Origin of the sequence: Actinoplanes rectilineatus (assembly GCF_000962825.1) — a bacterium.
GTDB lineage: Bacteria > Actinomycetota > Actinomycetes > Mycobacteriales > Micromonosporaceae > Actinoplanes > Actinoplanes rectilineatus.
The window spans coordinates 104,025-121,035 of sequence record NZ_JZKF01000025.1; the positions used below are offsets into that span (position 1 = coordinate 104,025).

Consider the following 17,011-nt stretch of genomic DNA (forward strand, 5'->3'; position numbering starts at 1 on the left):
CTCTAGGAGTCCCCTGCATGAAGACCGCCGCCGCTCTGCTGGCCGCTTTAGTGATCATTTCCGTGCCGGTCCCCGCGCAGGCCGCTGAGGGTGACGTCACCTGGACGGTGCGGACCGCCTCCAACGACTTCGGCGCGACCCGGTCGAGCTACAGCTACGACGTCAGCCCCGGCACCACGACCACCGACGCGATGGTCGTCGCCAACAAGGGCAGGGAAGCGGTCAGACTCTCGGTGTACGCCGCCGACGGCTACACCACCGGCGCGGGCCAGCTCGACCTGCTCACCGGCGACCAGCAGTCGACAGGCATCGGCGCCTGGCTCCGGGCCACGACCACCGAGGTGACCGTGGCGCCCGGCAAGGTGGTCGAGGTGCCGTTCAGCATCGCGGTCCCGGACAACGCCACCCCGGGCGACCACGTCGGCGGGATCGTCACCTCGCTGACCGCCGCCGACCAGTCGTCGAACGTCAACGTGGAGCGCCGCCTCGGCATCCGGGTCAAGCTGCGCGTCGCCGGCGAGCTCGCGCCGGCCCTGGCGATCGAGGACCTCGACGTCGGCTACGAGGGTGTCGCCGACCCGTTCGGCGCGGGGACGGCCACCGTCTCGTACACGATTCACAACACCGGCAACGCGGTGCAGACCGCCGACCAGGCCGTCGCGATCAGCGGGCCGTTCGGCTGGCTGCGCACCGAGGCGACCGGCATCACCGCCCCGCCGGAACTCCTGCCCGGCGAGTCGTGGCAGGTCACCGTGCCGATCAAGGACGTCTCCCCGGCGGTCCTGCTGGCCGGCACGGTAACCCTGACGCCGCTGCTCACCGACGCCTCCGGATCGACGACCTCCCTCGAACCGGTCAGCGCCACGGCACGCGTGTGGGCGCTCCCGTGGACGCTCACCGTGCTCCTGCTCGTACTCGTCGGCCTTCTGATCGCCGGTGTGGCCCTGACCCGGCGCCGCCGCACCCAGCGCAAGCAGCGCGAGGACGAGCGCGTGCGCGAGGCCGTCGAGGCCGCCCTCCGCGAGAAGGACACCGCGAATTAGGGGGTACGCCGCGCGGCGGCCAGCCGGTCGGCCGACTCCCGGGTGTCCGGATGGTCGTCGCCCAGCACCCGCCGCCGGCGCTCCAGGGTGTCCTCGAGGAGGTCCCGCGCCCGCTCGTGGTCACCGGCCGCGGTCAGATCCTCGGCCAGGTCGGTCGCCGACAGCAGGGTACTCGGATGGTCGGCGCCGAACAGCCGGCGGCGCCGCTGGTAGGTGTCCTCGTTCAGCTCCCGGGCACGGTCGTGCTCGCCCACCGCGGCCAGCACCACCGCGAAGTTGTTGGCCGAGAAGAGGGTCGCCGGATGGTCGTCGCCGAGCACTCGGCGGCGTCGCTCGTAGGTGTCCTCGTCCAGGTCCCGGGCACGGTCGTGCTCACCCGCCGCGGCCAGTACGAATGCGAGATTACTGGCCGCGGTCAGCGTGTCGGGATGATCCATGCCGAGCAACCGGCGCTTGCGCTCGAGGGTGTCCTCGTCGAGCCTCCGCGCCTGGTCGGCCCGGCCCACCGCGGACAGGTTGACGGCCAGATTGCCGGCCGCGTTCAACGTCTGCGGGTCATCGGCTCCCAGCTCGGACCGATAGAGCCCGAAAGCCCGTTCGAACAGCCCGGTCGCAGCCCTGGGCTCACCGCGGACGTGAATGTAGGTGGCTGCCCGGTCGAGCAGCCAGGCCACCGTCACCGGGTCCTCGGCGGGACGCCGCACGTCCACGGCGGCCAGGATGTGCGGCAGCAGACGTTGCCACCGCGGCCAGACCGGCGGGTTCTCCCACGGATCCTCGGGCGCGGCGCGAGCCATCAGCCGCACTGCCACCGCGGCATGCTGCGCCTTGTCCTCGCTGCGGTCCCGGATCAGCAGGGCGGGAATCCGGTGCAGCACCACACTGTCGGCGTCCATCCGGAGCAGGCTGTGCTGCCGCAGCGACGCCAGCGTCACCGCCAGCCGCAACTCGTCGGCGGCCACCGCCTGCAACGGCTCAGGCAGCTCCGCCGGCCCGGCGATCAGCACCGTCCGGGGAACCGGCTCCGGTGCCAGCCACGCCAGCACCGTCAGCAGCTGGGCCGCCGCCGGATCGTCGGCGGTCAGCCGGTCGAAAGCCACCTGCCACGCCCCGGCCACCGTCGCTGGATAGCGGCCACCGAACTGGCGTTCCAGGACATCACTGCCTCGCTCGGTGACCAGCCGCAGATATTCCGCCACCGGCAACGCCGTGTCGGACAGGAAAGCGGCGGCCTGATCGATCGCCAGCGGTAGATCACCGAGTGCCTCCGCCACCCGATCTGCCTCGTCGGCCCGCAGTGCCGGAACCCGGCGGCGCAACAGGCGTACCGACTCCTCCCGGGCGAACACGTCCACCTCCACCGGCTCTGCCCGGCCCGCCCAGCCGGAATGCCGCGACGTGATGACCACCTGGCCGCCCGGCTGCCCCGCTCCTGGCAGAAACCGGTCCAATGCCTGTGGGCTCTCGGCGTTGTCGAACACCAGCAGCCACCGTCGGCGTCGGGCCAGCAGGCCGTACAACCGGGTCAGCACGATCTCCACCGGGTCGCCGGCCTGCACCAGCCCCAGTGCCCGGGCCAGACCGGCCAGCTGCTCCGGGATTCGCTCGGGTGTCTCCGCGTCCACCCACCAGCCGATGTCGAACCGGTCCGCGTGCCTGTCCGCGAACTGCAACGCCAGCTGCGTCTTGCCCACCCCGCCCATCCCGTGCACGGCCTGCACCACCACCGGCCGGTTCTGCTCCAGCCGGTCCAGCATCTCCTCCCGGCCGGTGAACAGGGTGCTCGGCGGCGGAATGTTCCACACCCGGCCGGCTTTCTCCGGCCGCCGCAACCCGGTCAGCGCCTGCAACAGCGCGGTCTCCAACTCGGCTGGCGAGGACACGGTGGTCACCGTGACACCGCTGTCCGGCAACCGGGTCCGGAACGCCTCCTGCCGACGGCCGTGCGTCAGATCGTTCAGCAACTCCCGGGTGCCGCTCACGTCGTCGCCGAGCAGGAACACCAGCCGCGGCTTGCCCAGTTCGGTGGCCGTTTCGAACTCCAGCTCGGTGTACGACAACTCGGGGCGCTCACGCACCGGCGACCCGTATCGGAACCCGGCGATCAGCACGTACACGTCGGCTTCGGCGACCGCGTCCCGGCACACCTGGCTCGGCGGCGTGTCCGTGGCCGCGAGATAGTGCATGTCGACGACGGCATCACCGGCCCGCTTGACCGCGTCCTCGGCGGCCGCCACGAAAGATCTCGGCTGGGGGAGTCGTCGAAGCTCGCCCGCATGCGACAGGAACACCCGTCGCGGTGCTCCCCGTCCAGCCACGCCGTCACCATCCGCGCTCGGCCCCGTAGCGTCGAATGTAGACCCGCGGCGGCACATGCGGCAGGCCGGAATGCATCGACCGATGGTGATGGCTTGGTCGGTGGCCGGATGTGCGGCCGCCCGACATCTCGGCACCATGACGAACGGCGGCCACGCCGGCCGGATCGGGCCGGGCGTGACCGCCGCTCTCAGCGTTCAGGCAGCGAGATCAGACGTTGTAATACATCTCGAACTCGTGCGGGGTCGGGCGCAGCCGCACCGGGTCGATCTCGTTGGAACGCTTGTAGTCGATCCACGTGGAGATCAGGTCGTCGGTGAAGACGCCGCCCGCGGTGAGGAAGTCGTTGTCCGCCTCGAGGGAGTTGAGCACGGCGTCGAGGGAACCCGGGACCTGCTTGACGTTGCCCCACTCCTCGGGCGGCAGGTCGTAGAGGTCCTTGTCGATCGGGGCCGGCGGCTCGATCTTGTTCTTGATGCCGTCGAGGCCGGCCATCATCTGGGCCGAGAACGACAGGTACGGGTTGCTCGACGGGTCCGGGACGCGGAACTCGACGCGCTTGGCCTTCGGGTTGCTGCCGGTCACCGGGATGCGGGTGCAGGCGGAGCGGTTGCGCTGCGAGTAGACCAGGTTGACCGGGGCCTCGTAGCCGGGCACCAGGCGCCGGTACGAGTTGACCGTCGGGTTGGTGAAGGCGAGCAGCGACGGCGCGTGCTGGAGGAGGCCGCCGATGTACCAGCGGGCCATGTCGGACAGGCCCGCGTAGCCGGTCTCGTCGTAGAACAGCGGCTCGCCGCCCAGCCACAGGCTCTGGTGGGTGTGCATGCCGGAGCCGTTGTCGCCGAACAGCGGCTTGGGCATGAAGGTCACGGTCTTGCCGTGCTCCCACGCGGTGTTCTTGATGATGTACTTGAACAACTGCATCTGGTCGCCGGCGTGCAGCAGGGTCGAGAACTTGTAGTTGATCTCGGCCTGGCCGGCGGTGCCGACCTCGTGGTGCGAGCGCTCGACGGTGAAGCCCACGTCGATGAGGCGGCGCACCATGGCGTCGCGCAGGTCGGAGTAGTGGTCGACCGGCGACACGGGGAAGTAGCCGCCCTTGTACGCGGTCTTGTAGCCGCGGTTGCCGCCCTCCTCCTCACGGCCGGAGTTCCAGGCGCCCTCGATCGAGTCGATGTAGTAGTAGGCCTGGTGGGCGGAGGTCTCGTGCCGGATCGAGTCGAAGATGTAGAACTCGGCCTCGGCGCCGAAGAAGGCGGTGTCGGCGATGCCGCTGGAGGCGAGGTACGCCTCGGCCTTCTTGGCCACGTTGCGCGGGTCCCGCGAGTAGGCCTCACGGGTGAACGGGTCGTGGATGAAGAAGTTGAGGGCCAGCGTCTTCTGGATCCGGAAGGGATCGATGAAGGCGGTGGTGACGTCCGGCAGGAGGAGCATGTCGGACTCGTGGATGGCCTGGAAACCGCGGATCGAGGATCCGTCGAAGGCGAGGCCGTCGGTCACGATGGATTCGTCGAACGATTCCGTCGGCGTGTTGAAGTGCTGCATCACGCCGGGAAGGTCACAAAAACGTACGTCGACGAACTTGACGTCCTCGTCTTTGAGGTATCGCAGGAGTTCCTCGGGATTGGCGAACACACGTCCTCCTGGCGCAGTTTTCCGATACCGCGGGCGGCCTGAACCACCACTGGGCAAGGCTGGTCGCGACGTTATGGGCCCGCGGTTGCCCCGGCGTATCCCTATTGTTTCTGTCGTGTTAAGGCGTGTTACGTCGCCGACACGAGCTGATCATCAAGATCCTATCGCGTAGGCTTGGCCGCCGTGGCGCCTTCCAGCAACGAGGTACGCAGGGCCGATGTGAGCGGAACGGGTCTGGAGCCGGCCGGTTTCGGACCCCGGCTGGGTGCTCTGCTGATCGACTGGTTGCTGTGCCAGCTCGTCGGCGGCCTCTTCGTGAGCCCGATGGAGCAGCCGTGGCTGGTGGTCCTCGTGCTGGTTCTCACCAACACCTTCTTCATCGGCCTTTTCGGTCAGACCGTCGGCATGCGCCTGTTCCGCATCCGCTGCGTCTCGATTCCCGACGGTGGGGTGCTCGGCCTCTACCGGGCGCTGATCCGCGCGGTCCTGCTCGGCCTCTTCATCCCTGCCATGATCATGGACGGGGACGGACGGGGCCTGCACGACCGCGCGATCGACTCCCTGGTCACTCGCACGAGACAGGCACCCGGACCGCGCTGATCAGTCCCGCCGGAACATTCGCCCGCCAGGTTCCTCCTCGTCGTCCTGGGCCGGCCGCCCGCTGATCACGCCACCGCCCGGCGTCCGTACCCCGAATGTCTCTTCGTGTGGATCTGCTGCCCTGCCCACGGTGCGCCGTCTTCCCAGCTCAGCCGGAACAGCGCCGGGCCGAGACGGCTCCGCCGGACTGCCGGCCCGCCCGGAGGCCGGACTCCGAAGCCCCTGCGGGCCCACCGCACCGGTCTCCCGCGACGGTGCCCCGATGATCGCCGGCCCGGCCTGGTTCCGCCCCTGCTCCGAGCGGTAGAGGTCCGACCACGCTCCCCGCGCCGTTTCCGGTGAAGGCGGCGCGGCCCGTGGTGGGGAAACCTCCGGCGAGGCGGTCCGGTCCGGCCCCTTCTCGGGTACGCGTAGAGGACCGTCCCCGCCCACTCCAGTGGCCGGCTGCCTCGGCGCCTGCCCCCCACCCGGCCCGGGGCTCACTCCCGCAGCCCTTGATCCGGCGGTTCCTACTTCTCCGGCACCTGGCCTGACAAGCCCGGGACCGCCCACGACAGGCCCCGTGACGCCCGGTTGCAGGCGGGGGCCGGCCGTTGTGGACGGCGGTACGTAGATCTGCCCCGGCCCCGAGAGCGAGGGCCGGATCGCAGCCCCACCCGTTTCGACCGGCACTCCCGGCGCCCGCAGCGCCCGGCCGGGCGGCGCCTCTGATCCCGGCTGCTGCGTGGCGTCCGCACCGAACCGGCCGATCTGCCCCGGCTGCCGAGGCCGGAACAATGGCGGCGGCAGCGTGGTGGTCCCCGGCGGAATCGTCCCGATCGGCGTGGACGCCGGCGGCGAAATCGTCCCCGGCACGGCGCCTGGCGGCGGCGTCCCGGGCGACGGCACCGTTCCCGGTCCCGGCACGGTCCCGCCAGGCGGCAGCGTTCCCGGTCCCGGCACAGTTCCGCCGGGCGGCAGCGTCCCCGGCCCGGGCACGGTGCCACCGGGCGGCAGCGTGCCCCGCGGCGGAAACGCCTGTCCCGGCGGCGGTACGGCCCCCGGCAACCGCCCGGCCCCACCCGGCGGAAGAATGCTCGGCGGTACCGTCCCCGGCGGCCGAATCCCGGGCGGCAGCGTCCCGGGTGCCTTACCGCCGGGCACCACGACGCCCGGCGGGACGACGCCCGGCGCGGATGAGCCGGGCGGAACCGCCGACGGCGGCGCCAGTCCCTGGGGCGAACCCCCGGATGCCGTGGCCTCGTTGCTCACCGACATGAACCCGTGCGACCGGAAAGGGTGGGGATCAGTGAACTGCGGTGTGCCGACGAAGCGCCAGTCGGAGAGCTTCAAGGGGGAGAGCGGTGGTTTGTACTGCGGCCCGAGACCACTCGACACCCGGAAGATGTACGGGTAGATCTCCTGGCCGTATCGCGCGGCCAGCTGTTGGGCCTCGTGGTTGTACCGGTGGTCGAGTTCGGCCTGGAGGGCGCCGCCCTTCAGCGTCTTCGCCGTCTGGAGCTCGAGGTCGTTCCCGTAGACCAGATGGGCGGTCTGGGCGATGGCGAGAGCCGGGATCCTGGCGGCCTCCGCCTGGTAGTTTCGCACCAGGTTGTCCACTTCGGCCCGCGCGCTGTCGGTGATCGAGACCAGATGCCGGAGTGCGGTCACGTTCTGCTGGGCGCCGTCGATCCAGGCGTCCAGGAAGGTGAGGGTCCGGCCCGGCCCCTGTTTCAGGAACGCGTCGCGGGCCGCTGACGATCGCCAGTGCTCGTCCTGCAGCACGGTGCTCTGTTGCACCAGGAGGTGGCGGGCGTTCGTCAGCAGTGTCACCGCGTTCGACCATTGGTCGGCGAGTGCCGCCATCGACTCCGGGTGCATGTTCCGGATCCTCGCGGCGACGCCCGCCAGGTCGAGAGGGTTGCCGGGCCCGGCCGCACCGGTGTGGGTGTTTCCCGAGGGCACCGGGGCGGTGAAGTAGCGCTTGAGTTGGCCGTCTCGGTCGTAGAGGTCGCTCGGGCCGATGACGGCACCCCAGTATTCGCCCATGGTCAGCCTCCCAGCGGGGACGGTCCGGCGGTGCGCGGGCCGACGACTATCCGGTTCGTCTCCTCCAACAGTCCGCTTTCGCCGGGGCGGAGCGTGACCACGGTGTTCTCCTTGGTGCCGGGGTCGAGGTTCTCGGTGGTCAGTTCGGTGGTCCGGCCCTTCCCGTCGACCGACTCGACCTGCCGTGCGACGACCTCGTCGCCGACGTGGGTCGTCCGGGTCTCGATCTTGCTGACCAGCGCGCCGTCACCGTCGTACTTCTCCTGGGTGATGGTCTCGACCGGGCCGTCGGTCCGGGTCGAGGTCAGGGTGGTCGAGGTCGAGAGGAGTACGCCGTTCGTGCCGTGGACCGTTTCGGTGGTGACCACCGGGCTGCCCGGCACGCTGAGGGTCTTCAGCTGGAGGTGTTCACCGTTCGGTCCGGTGGCCACCTGGACGATCTGGTTGTTGGAGCCGGGGGCGTTCGGGTCGGGCCGGTAGACGCCGTCGCCGAACTCGGGTTTCCCCGTTTCCGTCGTAGTGCCGGGAAGCGGTGTGGCGAACGCGGACGACACGTCGTTGATCGACGCCGCAGAGGTCGCATCGGTGTCCTGGAAGATGTCGGCGATCCTCGACGCGACGACGCTGATGTCACCGAGCGCCAACCGAAGTGCATCGAGATAGACCGCCATCTCCCGAGCGTTGGCTTCCAAGGTGGTCCGGATCGTTGCCACCTCGCCCAGGAGGAGATCGCCGGCGAAGGCTTCCGCCGGATACCCCGCCAGCACCTGCAGGTCGTCGGCCCGGGATTCGAGGAAGTTCCGTTGCTCGGCTATCCGGAGGGCGTACTCGCGGAGGCCGTCCAGGTCGACGTCGACCGTGGGGCCGTCGCCGAGCCAGCCCGCGCTCGTGTTCGCCGCGGTCTGTTCCGCGTAAGGGTTCGCCTCCATCACGCCTCCCGTGTTCGGTCCTTCGCCGGGGTGTACACGAAATCTTGGTGACTGGTTCGAACCGTTCGGACACGGTGGGTGTACGACCCGGCATAGACCACTCGGCGCCACCACCGTTGCGCGCCGAACGAGAACCGGGGAGTAGGACCGTGGCAGGAACCGCGGGCATGGGTCAGGTCCATGCCACTCAGGAGCAGCTCACCGCGATGGCGCAGCGTTGCGACGACACCGGGCAGAACATCTCGCAGGGGATGCGGCAGCTGCTCGGACAGATCCAGGGACTCAGCGGCGCCGGTTTCCAGGGCACCGCGAACAACGCCCTGCAGGACGTGTCGGGACAGCTCAACGACGGCCTCGCGAAGATCATGAGCGCGTTGAGCGAGCTCGGCGCCAAGATGTCGTCCGCGTCGACGCAGTACGGCGTGAACGACGAGGAAGCCGCCCAGTCCATCCGTACCGCCGGAGTCGTCGACGGTTCCGTCGCCGGCATCCTCCGCGGCTGACTCGACTCGAGGAGAACCGACATGAACATCACCTACAACTTCGGGCAGATCGCCGACGTCTCGGCGTCGATCAACACCTTCCAGGGCCGGATGGACAGCGACCTCAACGACCTGTACGCCGCGTTCACCGCACTGTTCGCCCAGGACTGGACCGGCGCGGCCGGCACCGCCTGCGACGAGGCCCGGCAGAAGTGGAACCAGGGCGCCACCGAGATCAAGACGGCGCTGGCCGCGGTCGGCGTCAAACTGGGCGCCTCGGCGGACCGGATGCAGCAGGTGGACGCCCAGATCGCGTCGTCCATGTGACATGGACACCACTGCGATGACCGGCCGCCGGACCCGCATCGGTGGCCGGTCCATGGCCATCGCCGTCGCCGCGGTCGTCGGCGCTCTGGGCATCGCCCCGGGCGCGTCGGCGGCCCCGGGGCAGAACTGCGCGGAACCGGGCGAGGCGAAGATCGACGCGTTCTGGCCGCGGCTCGCGCTCGGCGCCGAGGCACTCGAGCCGGTCGCGGACGGAAGTAACGTCAAGGTGGCGGTGCTGTCCACCGGGGTGGACGCCGGTCATCCGCTGCTCGACGGCAAGGTGAGGGCGGGCGTGGACGTGGCAGGCGCGGTGACTCCGATCGGACAGGACTGCACCGGGAGCGGGACGCAGGTCGCCGGCGTGATCACAGATCTCGCTCCGGGCGTGGAGATCGTGCCGGTGCGTACTGTGGTGGATGATCCGGCCGGGAACCCGAACCCCGGGCCGGCCGCGATCGCCCGGGGTATCACGGCGGCGGTCCAGCGGGGCGCTCGTGTGGTCGTGGTGGCTGCGCCGGCGATCCGGGATGACGAGAGTCTCGCGGATGCGGTACGGGCCGCGGTCGACGCGAATGTCGTGGTGATCAGCGCGGTCGAGGTCCCGCGCGACGAGGCCGACGCCGGGCAGCAGTCTTTTCCGGCTGCCTACGACGAGGTCATCGGGGTCGGCGTCGTCGATCAGTTCGGCGCGGTGCCCGGCCTCCAGGGCCGGTCGGTGGATCTGGTGGCGCCGGGAATCCAGGTACCGACCACACAGACCGGTGGCGGACTGGTGGAGGTCAGCAGCACCGGGGTGGCGGCCGGTTTTGTTGGTGCGGCGGCCGCTCTGGTCCGTGATCGGCGCCCCGGGCTACGCGCGGAGGGCGTACGCCGGCAGCTGATCGCGACGGCCTCCGCTGCCCCCGCGACCAGAGGATTCGGCCTGGGCGTGGTGGATCCGGTGGCCGCGGTGACCGGTCTGGTGGAGGCCGGCAAAGGCCAGGCGCCGTCGCCGGTGTCGGCGCCGGAAGTGCCGGACACGGCTGCGCAGGTACGGGCCCGGAACGTCGCGCTGGCCGGCAGCGGGGTGGCGCTGGCGCTTGTGGGAGCGGTGCTGCTCGGGGCCGCGGCGGTACGCCGTAGCCGGGCCAGCCGGTGGCGTCCCGCGCTGACCGCGCCGCTCGAGGCGCCGTCGGAACCGTTGGAGCCCGGGCCCCCGGTGATGCTCCTGGACACGGCCGCCGGAACGACGCGGTAGCCCACGGGCGAGCGGGGTAGCCGTACCCTCGAAACGGCCCGTCAATTTTCCTGGGGCGCCCTCTTCCGGGCTTGTGCGGAAGTCAGCGTGACACCGGCGGGAAGTGTGTTGAGCAGGGCCGACGGCACCTCGGTCGCGTTGTCGGCGGAGTAACCCAGGAACCGCAGGTCGTCGGCGGACGGCACCGGATGCCGCAGGCCCAGATCAGTGATCAGGAACAGGCCACCGGAGGCGCGGGCCAGCGCGAACCTGCCCGCCGGAACCTGGACGCGATCGGCGGTTCCCGGCCCGCCGCCAGTGCTGATCGCCGCTGCGTAGGCCGACTCGGGAACGTCCACCGTCACCTTCGGCGGCTTCTCGGGCGTGGAAGTCGTTGCGCACACCGAACCACCGGCGTTCTCGAGGAGCTGCGGGACGGTGGCGGGACCCGAAGCGGGGGAGCCGTCGGCCGGCAACACGTCGGACACGTCGCCCACCGCGATCTTTTGAGCCTCGTCCCTGGTGGGCGCCAGTTGTACCCGCTGCTGCAGATCGCTGATCGGAAGCAGGCCTGCATTTTTGACCAGGTAGTACTGGCGGCCGTTGCCGGTTTCGGTGAAGAGCACGTCGCCGTTGGTGAAGCGCGAGGCGGCCGCGGATCTCCGGCCGGCATTGCCGACTGGCAGCGGACCGATGTCCGATCCGGTGGGCAGGGTGTTGAGCCAGGTGGGGTCCACCCGGATCGGGGTTGATTCGTTGAACAGAATCCGGGCCGTGGCGGCGCCGATCAGCAGATGCCGGCGGCCCCGCCAGATCATGTATTTCTGATCGCCAACGGTCACGGCCAGAGATTGTTCTTCCAACGCATCGCCGACCGGGCCGGTGTCGCCCACGAACAGCGCCGACTCGGGGGCGTCACCGAACGCGAGTGCACACATCGTCCACGGCAGACCGACCTGTCGGCCCGGACCGGGCAGGGAACCGGGCGCACCGGCGATGCCGATGGTGGCGTCGCGCGGGGCGTCCTCCAATTCCTTGGCCGAGACGCGGAACACCGCCGGATCGGCCTTGCCTGCGGCGAGTTTCGCCGAGGCCAGGTTGAGGGCGGGGGTGAGCCGTCCGCCGATGACGGCGAAGCTGGCACCGGTCTCGCGTTCGACGACGACCGAGCCGTCCGCCTTCCACGCGTCCGTGCCGGAACGGGTGAGCACGCCGTAGATGCCGAAACCGGCGGCGACCAGGACGGCGACCATGATGCCGGCGAACAGCGCGCCCACGCCACGGCGCAGCGGTGACTGGGCCGGATCGGTCTCGCGCATGATGAACGCCGAGATGACCCGCTGGTTCATGAACTGGTAGGACTGCATCTGGTCGCGGCGCGACGTCACCGGGCGGTCACCCGCCGATCGAGGCGAACAGGTCGCGGACCCGGTCGAACAGGCCGGCCACCCCGCAGGCGAGCGGGATCAGCGCGACGATCGCCGTGACGTCGAGCAGGTCGGCGGCCCGGCCCAGGTAGGGCGAGGGCGGGCGCCGGCTGTACACCAGGGCGGCGGTGAGCGCGACGGCGGCGGTGAGGCCCGCGCCGGCCAGCACGAACAGCACCGACGTGGTGCGGAACAGGCCGAGGATCAGGACGGCCAGCCCGAGGAAACCGGCGACCAGCAGCGGAACCCGCTGGTGCGGGGTGGCGAAGAGCCGGGCGCGCAGCAGCAGCGCGACGATGGCGGTGGCGATCAGCAGGATGCCGACGACGCCGGTGCCCTGCCGGGCCAGGTAGGCCGTCGCGGCCACGCTGCACAGCCCGGCGGAGATCAGCAGTCCGGTGAGCACCTCGCCGGAGCGGACCACGGCGGCGAAGACCACCGACCGGGACGGGACCGGTTTGTCCCGCAGCATCTCCTCGGCCTGCACGGGCAGGTCGGGGAAGGGCAGCCGGCCGATCCACGTCGCCACCACGGGGTACGCCGGAATCAACCCGATCGCGACGGTCAACGCCACGGCCGCACCGCCGGCCGGTGGCAGGCCGGCGACCGCCAGCAGCCCGGTGAGCAGGCCGGTCAGGGCGGCGGCGACACCGGCGACGAAGAAACGGGTCGAACCGGCGACCCCGACGTGACCGGCGACGCCGGCGACGAGCAGGCAGGCCGAGGCGAGGAGCAGGGCGGGCGGGCCGTCGACCAGGCCGGCACCGCCGAGGAACGCGTAGGGCAGGCCACTCGCGGCGACCACCGCGCCCGCACCGGCGTCGCCGAAGGCGCGGGAGAGCAGGATGCCGACGACCGCGAGGACCGCCGCGACGACCAGGGCGGCGATCGCCGGGACCCGCCACGGCGGCCCCTCGAGAGCCAGTCCGGCGCCGCCGAGCAGCAGCGCCCCGGCGGTGACGGCCAGGCCGCAGTGCCGGGTGGCGGCGGGACTCCAGGACCGGCCGGCCCGGCGGGCACCACCGGCGATCACCTCGACCACGTCGTCGTACGCCAGCTCGGGCCAGTCCTCCCGGGCCGGGTTGAGGTGCAGCAGTTCGCCGTCGCGGACGCCCTGGCTGGTGAGATTGCGGTACGGCTCCAGGGGTGCCCCGGTGGCCCGTCGCAGCACCCAGCCGCCCTCGCGCCCGGCGGGCTCGCCCAGGGCGCCCTCGGCGTGCCGGAGCAGGTGGGGCATCAGCTCGGCGACGAGCATCGTGTCGGGCAGTGCGATGTCCATCCGGCGGGTCGGGGCGGCGATCGTCACCCGAGCGAGACTCGGCCCACCCTCCACATGATCACCTCCCGCAGCGAAGTGCACACACAACGTAGCAGCGAATAGGATGGGCGGCGATCCGTCATCATGGGGGTGCCCTGAGTGACCGTCACGATCATCAAACGCGCACCGCGGCGGCCCGCACCGCCGATGCCCACCGGCGAGGTGCAGCTGGAACCGCCGCCCGAGGTGCCACCGCCCGCGGGCAAGGCCTGGACCCGGATGCTGATGATCCTGCCGATGGGCGCCGGGGCCGCGGCGATGGGCCTGATGATGGGTGCCGGCCGCGGTGGCGCGATCACCTATGTGGCCGGTGCGATGTACGGCGTCTCCATCCTCGGCATGGCCGGCATGATGGCGGTCAACACCGGCGGGCCCGGCAAACGCGAGATGATCGAGACGCGCCGGAAGTACCTGCGGCACCTGTCCCTGCTGCGCGCGCAGGTCCGCGACACGATCCGCCGCCAGCGGGAGGCGCTGCACTACCGCAATCCCGACCCGGAGACGCTGTGGAGCTTCGTGGAGAGCGGCCGGATCTGGGAACGCCGCCGCGGGGACGCCGACTTCACCGTGGTCCGGGTGGCGGTCGGCCCGCAGGAGGTGGCCACCCGGCTGGTGCCGCCGCAGAGCCGGCCGGTGGACGAGTTGGAGCCGCTCTGCGCGACGGCACTGCGGCGGTTCGTCACCGCGTACTCGGTGGTGCCTGATCTGCCGGTGTCGGTGGCGTTGCGGGACTTCTCGCACATCTACGTGCGCGGCGCCGACGGTCCGGTCCACGACTTCAGCCGGGCCCTGATCGCCCAGAGCGCCGTCTTCCACGCGCCGGACGACCTGCGGATCGGCGTCTGCGTGCCGGAGCACCTGCGGCCCCGCTGGGAGTGGGCGAAGTGGCTGCCGCACGCCCAGCACCCGGACAAGCGGGACGCGGCCGGACCGGTCCGGCTGATTACCCCGAGTGTCCCGGCCCTGGAGGCGATGCTCGACGACGTGCTCGCGAACCGCCCCCGGTTCGAGCCGGCCGTCGCATCCGGCGGCCCGCACCTCCTGGTGATCATCGACGGCGGGTCGACGGCCGGGTCCGACCACCTGATGACCGAGGGCGGCGTGGCCGGGGTGACGATCCTCGACCTGTCCGTCCCGCCGCCGCGGCTGCTCGACGACAGCTCGGTGGTGCTGGAGATCGCGGCGGACGGCACGGTCACCGGCACCACGATGGACGGTACGACCGAGGTCGGCCGGGCCGACGCGTTCGGCGAGCGGGGCGCCGAGGTGCTGGCCCGCGAGCTGGCCCCGCTGCGGCTGGCCGCGGCCTCCGCCGAGCAGCCGGTGCTGTCGGCGGACCGGGGACTGGCCGAGATGCTGGGGCAGAGCGACCCCTACCTGATCGACCTGGCCCAGCTCTGGGCCGGCCGGCCGAGCCGGGACCGGCTGCGGGTGCCGATCGGTGTCGGCCCGGACGGCCGGCCGATCGAGCTGGACCTCAAGGAGTCGGCGCAGGACGGCATGGGCCCGCACGGGCTGCTGGTGGGCGCGACCGGGTCCGGCAAGTCGGAGCTGCTCCGGACGCTGGTGCTGGCCCTCGGGCTGACGCACCACCCGGAGATCCTGAACTTCGTGCTGGTCGACTACAAGGGCGGCGCGACGTTCGCCTCGCTGGACCGGCTGCCGCACACCGCCGCGATGATCACGAACCTGGAGGAGGAGGGCCCGCTGGTCGACCGGATGCACGGGGCGATCGAAGGGGAACTGAACCGGCGGCAGGAGTTGCTGCGCAAGGCCGGGAACTACGCGTCGCAGCGTGACTACGAGCGGGCCCGGTCGGCGGGCGTGCCGTTGACCCCGCTGCCGAGCCTGCTGTTCATCGTCGACGAGTTCGCCGAACTGCTCGCCGACCGGCCCGACTTCATCGACATGTTCGTCCAGATCGGACGCGTCGGCCGGTCGCTCGGCATCCATCTGCTGCTGGCGTCGCAGAAACTCGACGAGGGGCGGCTGCGGGGGCTGGAGGCGCACCTGTCGTACCGGATCGGCCTGCGGACCTTCTCGTCGATGGAGAGCCGGGCCGTTCTGGGGGTTCCGGACGCCTACGAACTGCCGCGGTCACCCGGCCACGCCTACCTGCGGACCGGCACCGAGGGCCTGGTGCGGCTACGCGCGGCGTACGTCTCCGGCGCCGTCCGCCGCGACGGCGAACCGTCCGGCGGCGGCCCGGCGGGTCACCCGATCCTGGACTTCGCGACCTACTACGTGGCGCCGCCGAGTGAGCCGGAACTCCTCGCGCCCCGCGAGGAGGAGACGACCGGGGAGACACTGCTCGAGGTGCTGGTGCAGCAGATGGAGGGCAAGGGCACCCCTGCGCACGAGGTGTGGCTGCCGCCGCTGGACGAGTCGCCGACCATCGGGGACATCCCGAAGAGGCAGCTGCACGCCATGGTCGGGATCGTCGACAAGCCGTACGAGCAGCGTCGCGAGCCGATGTGGCTGGACCTGTCCGGTTCGGCCGGCAACGTGGTCGTGGTCGGTGCCGCGCAGTCGGGCAAGTCGAATCTGCTGCGTTCGTTGATCGTCAGTCTGTCGTTGACGCATACGCCGCGGGAGGTGCAGTTCTACGCTCTCGACTTCGGTGGTGGTCCGTTGAGTGCGCTGACGGACCTGCCGCATGTGGGTGGGGTGGCGACTCGCCGGGACGTCGACCGGGTACGCCGGACGGTCGCCGAGGTGCACGGTCTGATGCGGGCCCGGGAGGAGTTGTTCGCCGCGCGGAACATCGACGGGGTGGCGGCGTACCGGCAGGCGAAGGCGCGCGGTGAGTTCCCCGAGGACGCGTTCGGTGACGTGTTCCTGGTGGTGGACGGCTGGTCGGTGCTGCGGGCCGAGTTCGAGGACCTCGAATCGACGGTCAACGAGCTGGCCAACCGTGGTCTGGGCTTCGGTATCCATGTGGTCGGGGCGGCGAACCGCTGGATGGACATCCGGCCGCAGATCCGCGACGTGTTCGGCACCCGGATCGAGCTGCGCCTGGGTGAGGCCGCCGACTCGGTGATCAACCGGCGGGAGGCGCTGAACATCCCGAAGCCGCCCGGTCACGGTCTGACCCCGGACGGCTTCCACTTCCTGGCGGCGCTGCCGGTCCGCGACCCCGGGCAGACCGTCGCCGAGCTGGTCAAGAGCGTCGCCGACCGGTGGACCGGCGCACCCGCGCCCCGGGTGCGTCTGCTTCCCGCCGAACTGCCCTGGGAGGCGCTGCCACCGGCCTCCGGCACCAGGATCCCGATCGGCATCGCGGAGGCCGACCTGGAGCCGGTCTGGCTGGACTTCGACGCCGAGCCGCACGCGCTGCTCTTCGGCGACGTGGAGAGCGGCAAGAGCTCGTTCCTGCGTGGCCTGGCCAAGTCGATAGCCGCCGCGCACGGTCCCGCCGAGGCGCGGCTGCTCCTGGTCGACCTGCGGCGCAGCCTGCTCGGATGCGTGGACCCGGGGCACACCATCGGGTACGGCAGTTCCCCGCAGACCACCGCCGACCTGATCAACCAGGCCGTCGTGGTGCTGCGCGAACGGCTGCCCGGACCGGACGTCACCCCGCAGATGCTGCGCGAGCGCAGCTGGTGGAAGGGCCCGAAGCTGTACGTGCTGGTCGACGACTACGACCTGGTGGCCGGGGCGTCGGTGAACCCGTTGCAGCCGCTGCTGGAG

12 protein-coding genes are annotated in these 17,011 nt (G+C 71.0%); 6 read left to right on the plus strand and 6 right to left on the minus strand.

Annotated elements, in window-relative coordinates:
- The first annotated feature begins 17 nt into the window (after window positions 1-17).
- Window positions 18-1,043 (plus strand): WxL protein peptidoglycan domain-containing protein, encoded by a 1,026-nt coding sequence (locus tag WH85_RS20470; protein WP_045743527.1) that lies wholly within the window; start codon window positions 18-20, stop codon window positions 1,041-1,043.
- Here the strand turns inward: WH85_RS20470 and fxsT are convergent.
- Window positions 1,040-3,361, minus strand: a complete 2,322-nt coding sequence (gene fxsT, locus WH85_RS20475; RefSeq protein ID WP_157411110.1) for an FxSxx-COOH system tetratricopeptide repeat protein — start codon at window positions 3,359-3,361, stop codon at window positions 1,040-1,042. The two genes, WH85_RS20470 and fxsT, sit on opposite strands and share 4 nt — an antisense overlap.
- A gap of 208 nt (window positions 3,362-3,569) precedes the next feature.
- Window positions 3,570-4,994, minus strand: coding sequence for a type I glutamate--ammonia ligase (gene glnA / locus WH85_RS20480; protein ID WP_045743528.1), 1,425 nt, complete (start codon window positions 4,992-4,994; stop codon window positions 3,570-3,572).
- Window positions 4,995-5,177: 183 nt separating this feature from the next.
- Here glnA and WH85_RS20485 point away from each other — a divergent pair, with 183 nt between their 5' ends.
- Entirely contained in the window at window positions 5,178-5,594 is a 417-nt protein-coding gene (locus WH85_RS20485; RefSeq protein ID WP_157411113.1) for an RDD family protein, read from the plus strand.
- Here WH85_RS20485 and WH85_RS50575 read toward each other — a convergent pair whose 3' ends face one another.
- Both WH85_RS50575 and WH85_RS20500 read right to left on the minus strand, forming a co-directional pair.
- Entirely contained in the window at window positions 5,595-7,622 is a 2,028-nt protein-coding gene (locus WH85_RS50575) for a hypothetical protein (RefSeq protein WP_157411111.1), read from the minus strand.
- Window positions 7,623-7,624: 2 nt separating this feature from the next.
- Entirely contained in the window at window positions 7,625-8,551 is a 927-nt protein-coding gene (locus tag WH85_RS20500; protein WP_045743531.1) for a hypothetical protein, read from the minus strand.
- Window positions 8,552-8,700: 149 nt separating this feature from the next.
- On the opposite strand from WH85_RS20500, the gene WH85_RS20505 reads away from it, so the two are divergent.
- Genes WH85_RS20505 through WH85_RS20515 form a run of 3 tightly spaced genes read left to right on the plus strand, consistent with a single transcriptional unit; the run spans window position 8,701 to window position 10,597 of the window.
- The gene (locus WH85_RS20505) at window positions 8,701-9,054 is read left to right on the plus strand and encodes a WXG100 family type VII secretion target (protein ID WP_245674018.1); all 354 of its coding nucleotides are present in this window, start codon (window positions 8,701-8,703) and stop codon (window positions 9,052-9,054) included.
- Between the two features lie 21 nt (window positions 9,055-9,075).
- Entirely contained in the window at window positions 9,076-9,360 is a 285-nt protein-coding gene (locus tag WH85_RS20510; protein ID WP_045743533.1) for a WXG100 family type VII secretion target, read from the plus strand.
- A gap of 1 nt (window position 9,361) precedes the next feature.
- Window positions 9,362-10,597: a S8 family serine peptidase gene (locus tag WH85_RS20515; protein ID WP_045743534.1), complete on the plus strand. Its 1,236-nt coding sequence runs from the start codon at window positions 9,362-9,364 to the stop codon at window positions 10,595-10,597.
- Between the two features lie 41 nt (window positions 10,598-10,638).
- Here the strand turns inward: WH85_RS20515 and eccB are convergent, their stop codons facing one another.
- Window positions 10,639-11,964, minus strand: a complete 1,326-nt coding sequence (gene eccB / locus WH85_RS20520; RefSeq protein WP_045743535.1) for a type VII secretion protein EccB — start codon at window positions 11,962-11,964, stop codon at window positions 10,639-10,641.
- A gap of 7 nt (window positions 11,965-11,971) precedes the next feature.
- Window positions 11,972-13,309: a type VII secretion integral membrane protein EccD gene (gene eccD, locus WH85_RS20525; RefSeq protein WP_245674019.1), complete on the minus strand. Its 1,338-nt coding sequence runs from the start codon at window positions 13,307-13,309 to the stop codon at window positions 11,972-11,974.
- 111 nt (window positions 13,310-13,420) lie between these two features.
- Between eccD and WH85_RS20530 the strand changes: the two genes are divergently transcribed.
- Window positions 13,421-17,011, plus strand: a 3,591-nt coding sequence (locus WH85_RS20530) for a type VII secretion protein EccC (RefSeq protein WP_045743536.1), incomplete at its 3' end; no start/stop codon positions are given.

Coding starts and splice junctions, on each gene's coding strand:
- WH85_RS20470 (WP_045743527.1), top strand. CDS start 18: ATGAAGACCGCCGCCGCTCTGCTGGCCGCTTTAGTGATCATTTCCGTG.
- WH85_RS20515 (WP_045743534.1), top strand. CDS start 9,362: ATGGACACCACTGCGATGACCGGCCGCCGGACCCGCATCGGTGGCCGG.
- WH85_RS50575 (WP_157411111.1), bottom strand. CDS start 7,622: ATGGGCGAATACTGGGGTGCCGTCATCGGCCCGAGCGACCTCTACGAC.
- WH85_RS20500 (WP_045743531.1), bottom strand. CDS start 8,551: ATGGAGGCGAACCCTTACGCGGAACAGACCGCGGCGAACACGAGCGCG.
- WH85_RS20510 (WP_045743533.1), top strand. CDS start 9,076: ATGAACATCACCTACAACTTCGGGCAGATCGCCGACGTCTCGGCGTCG.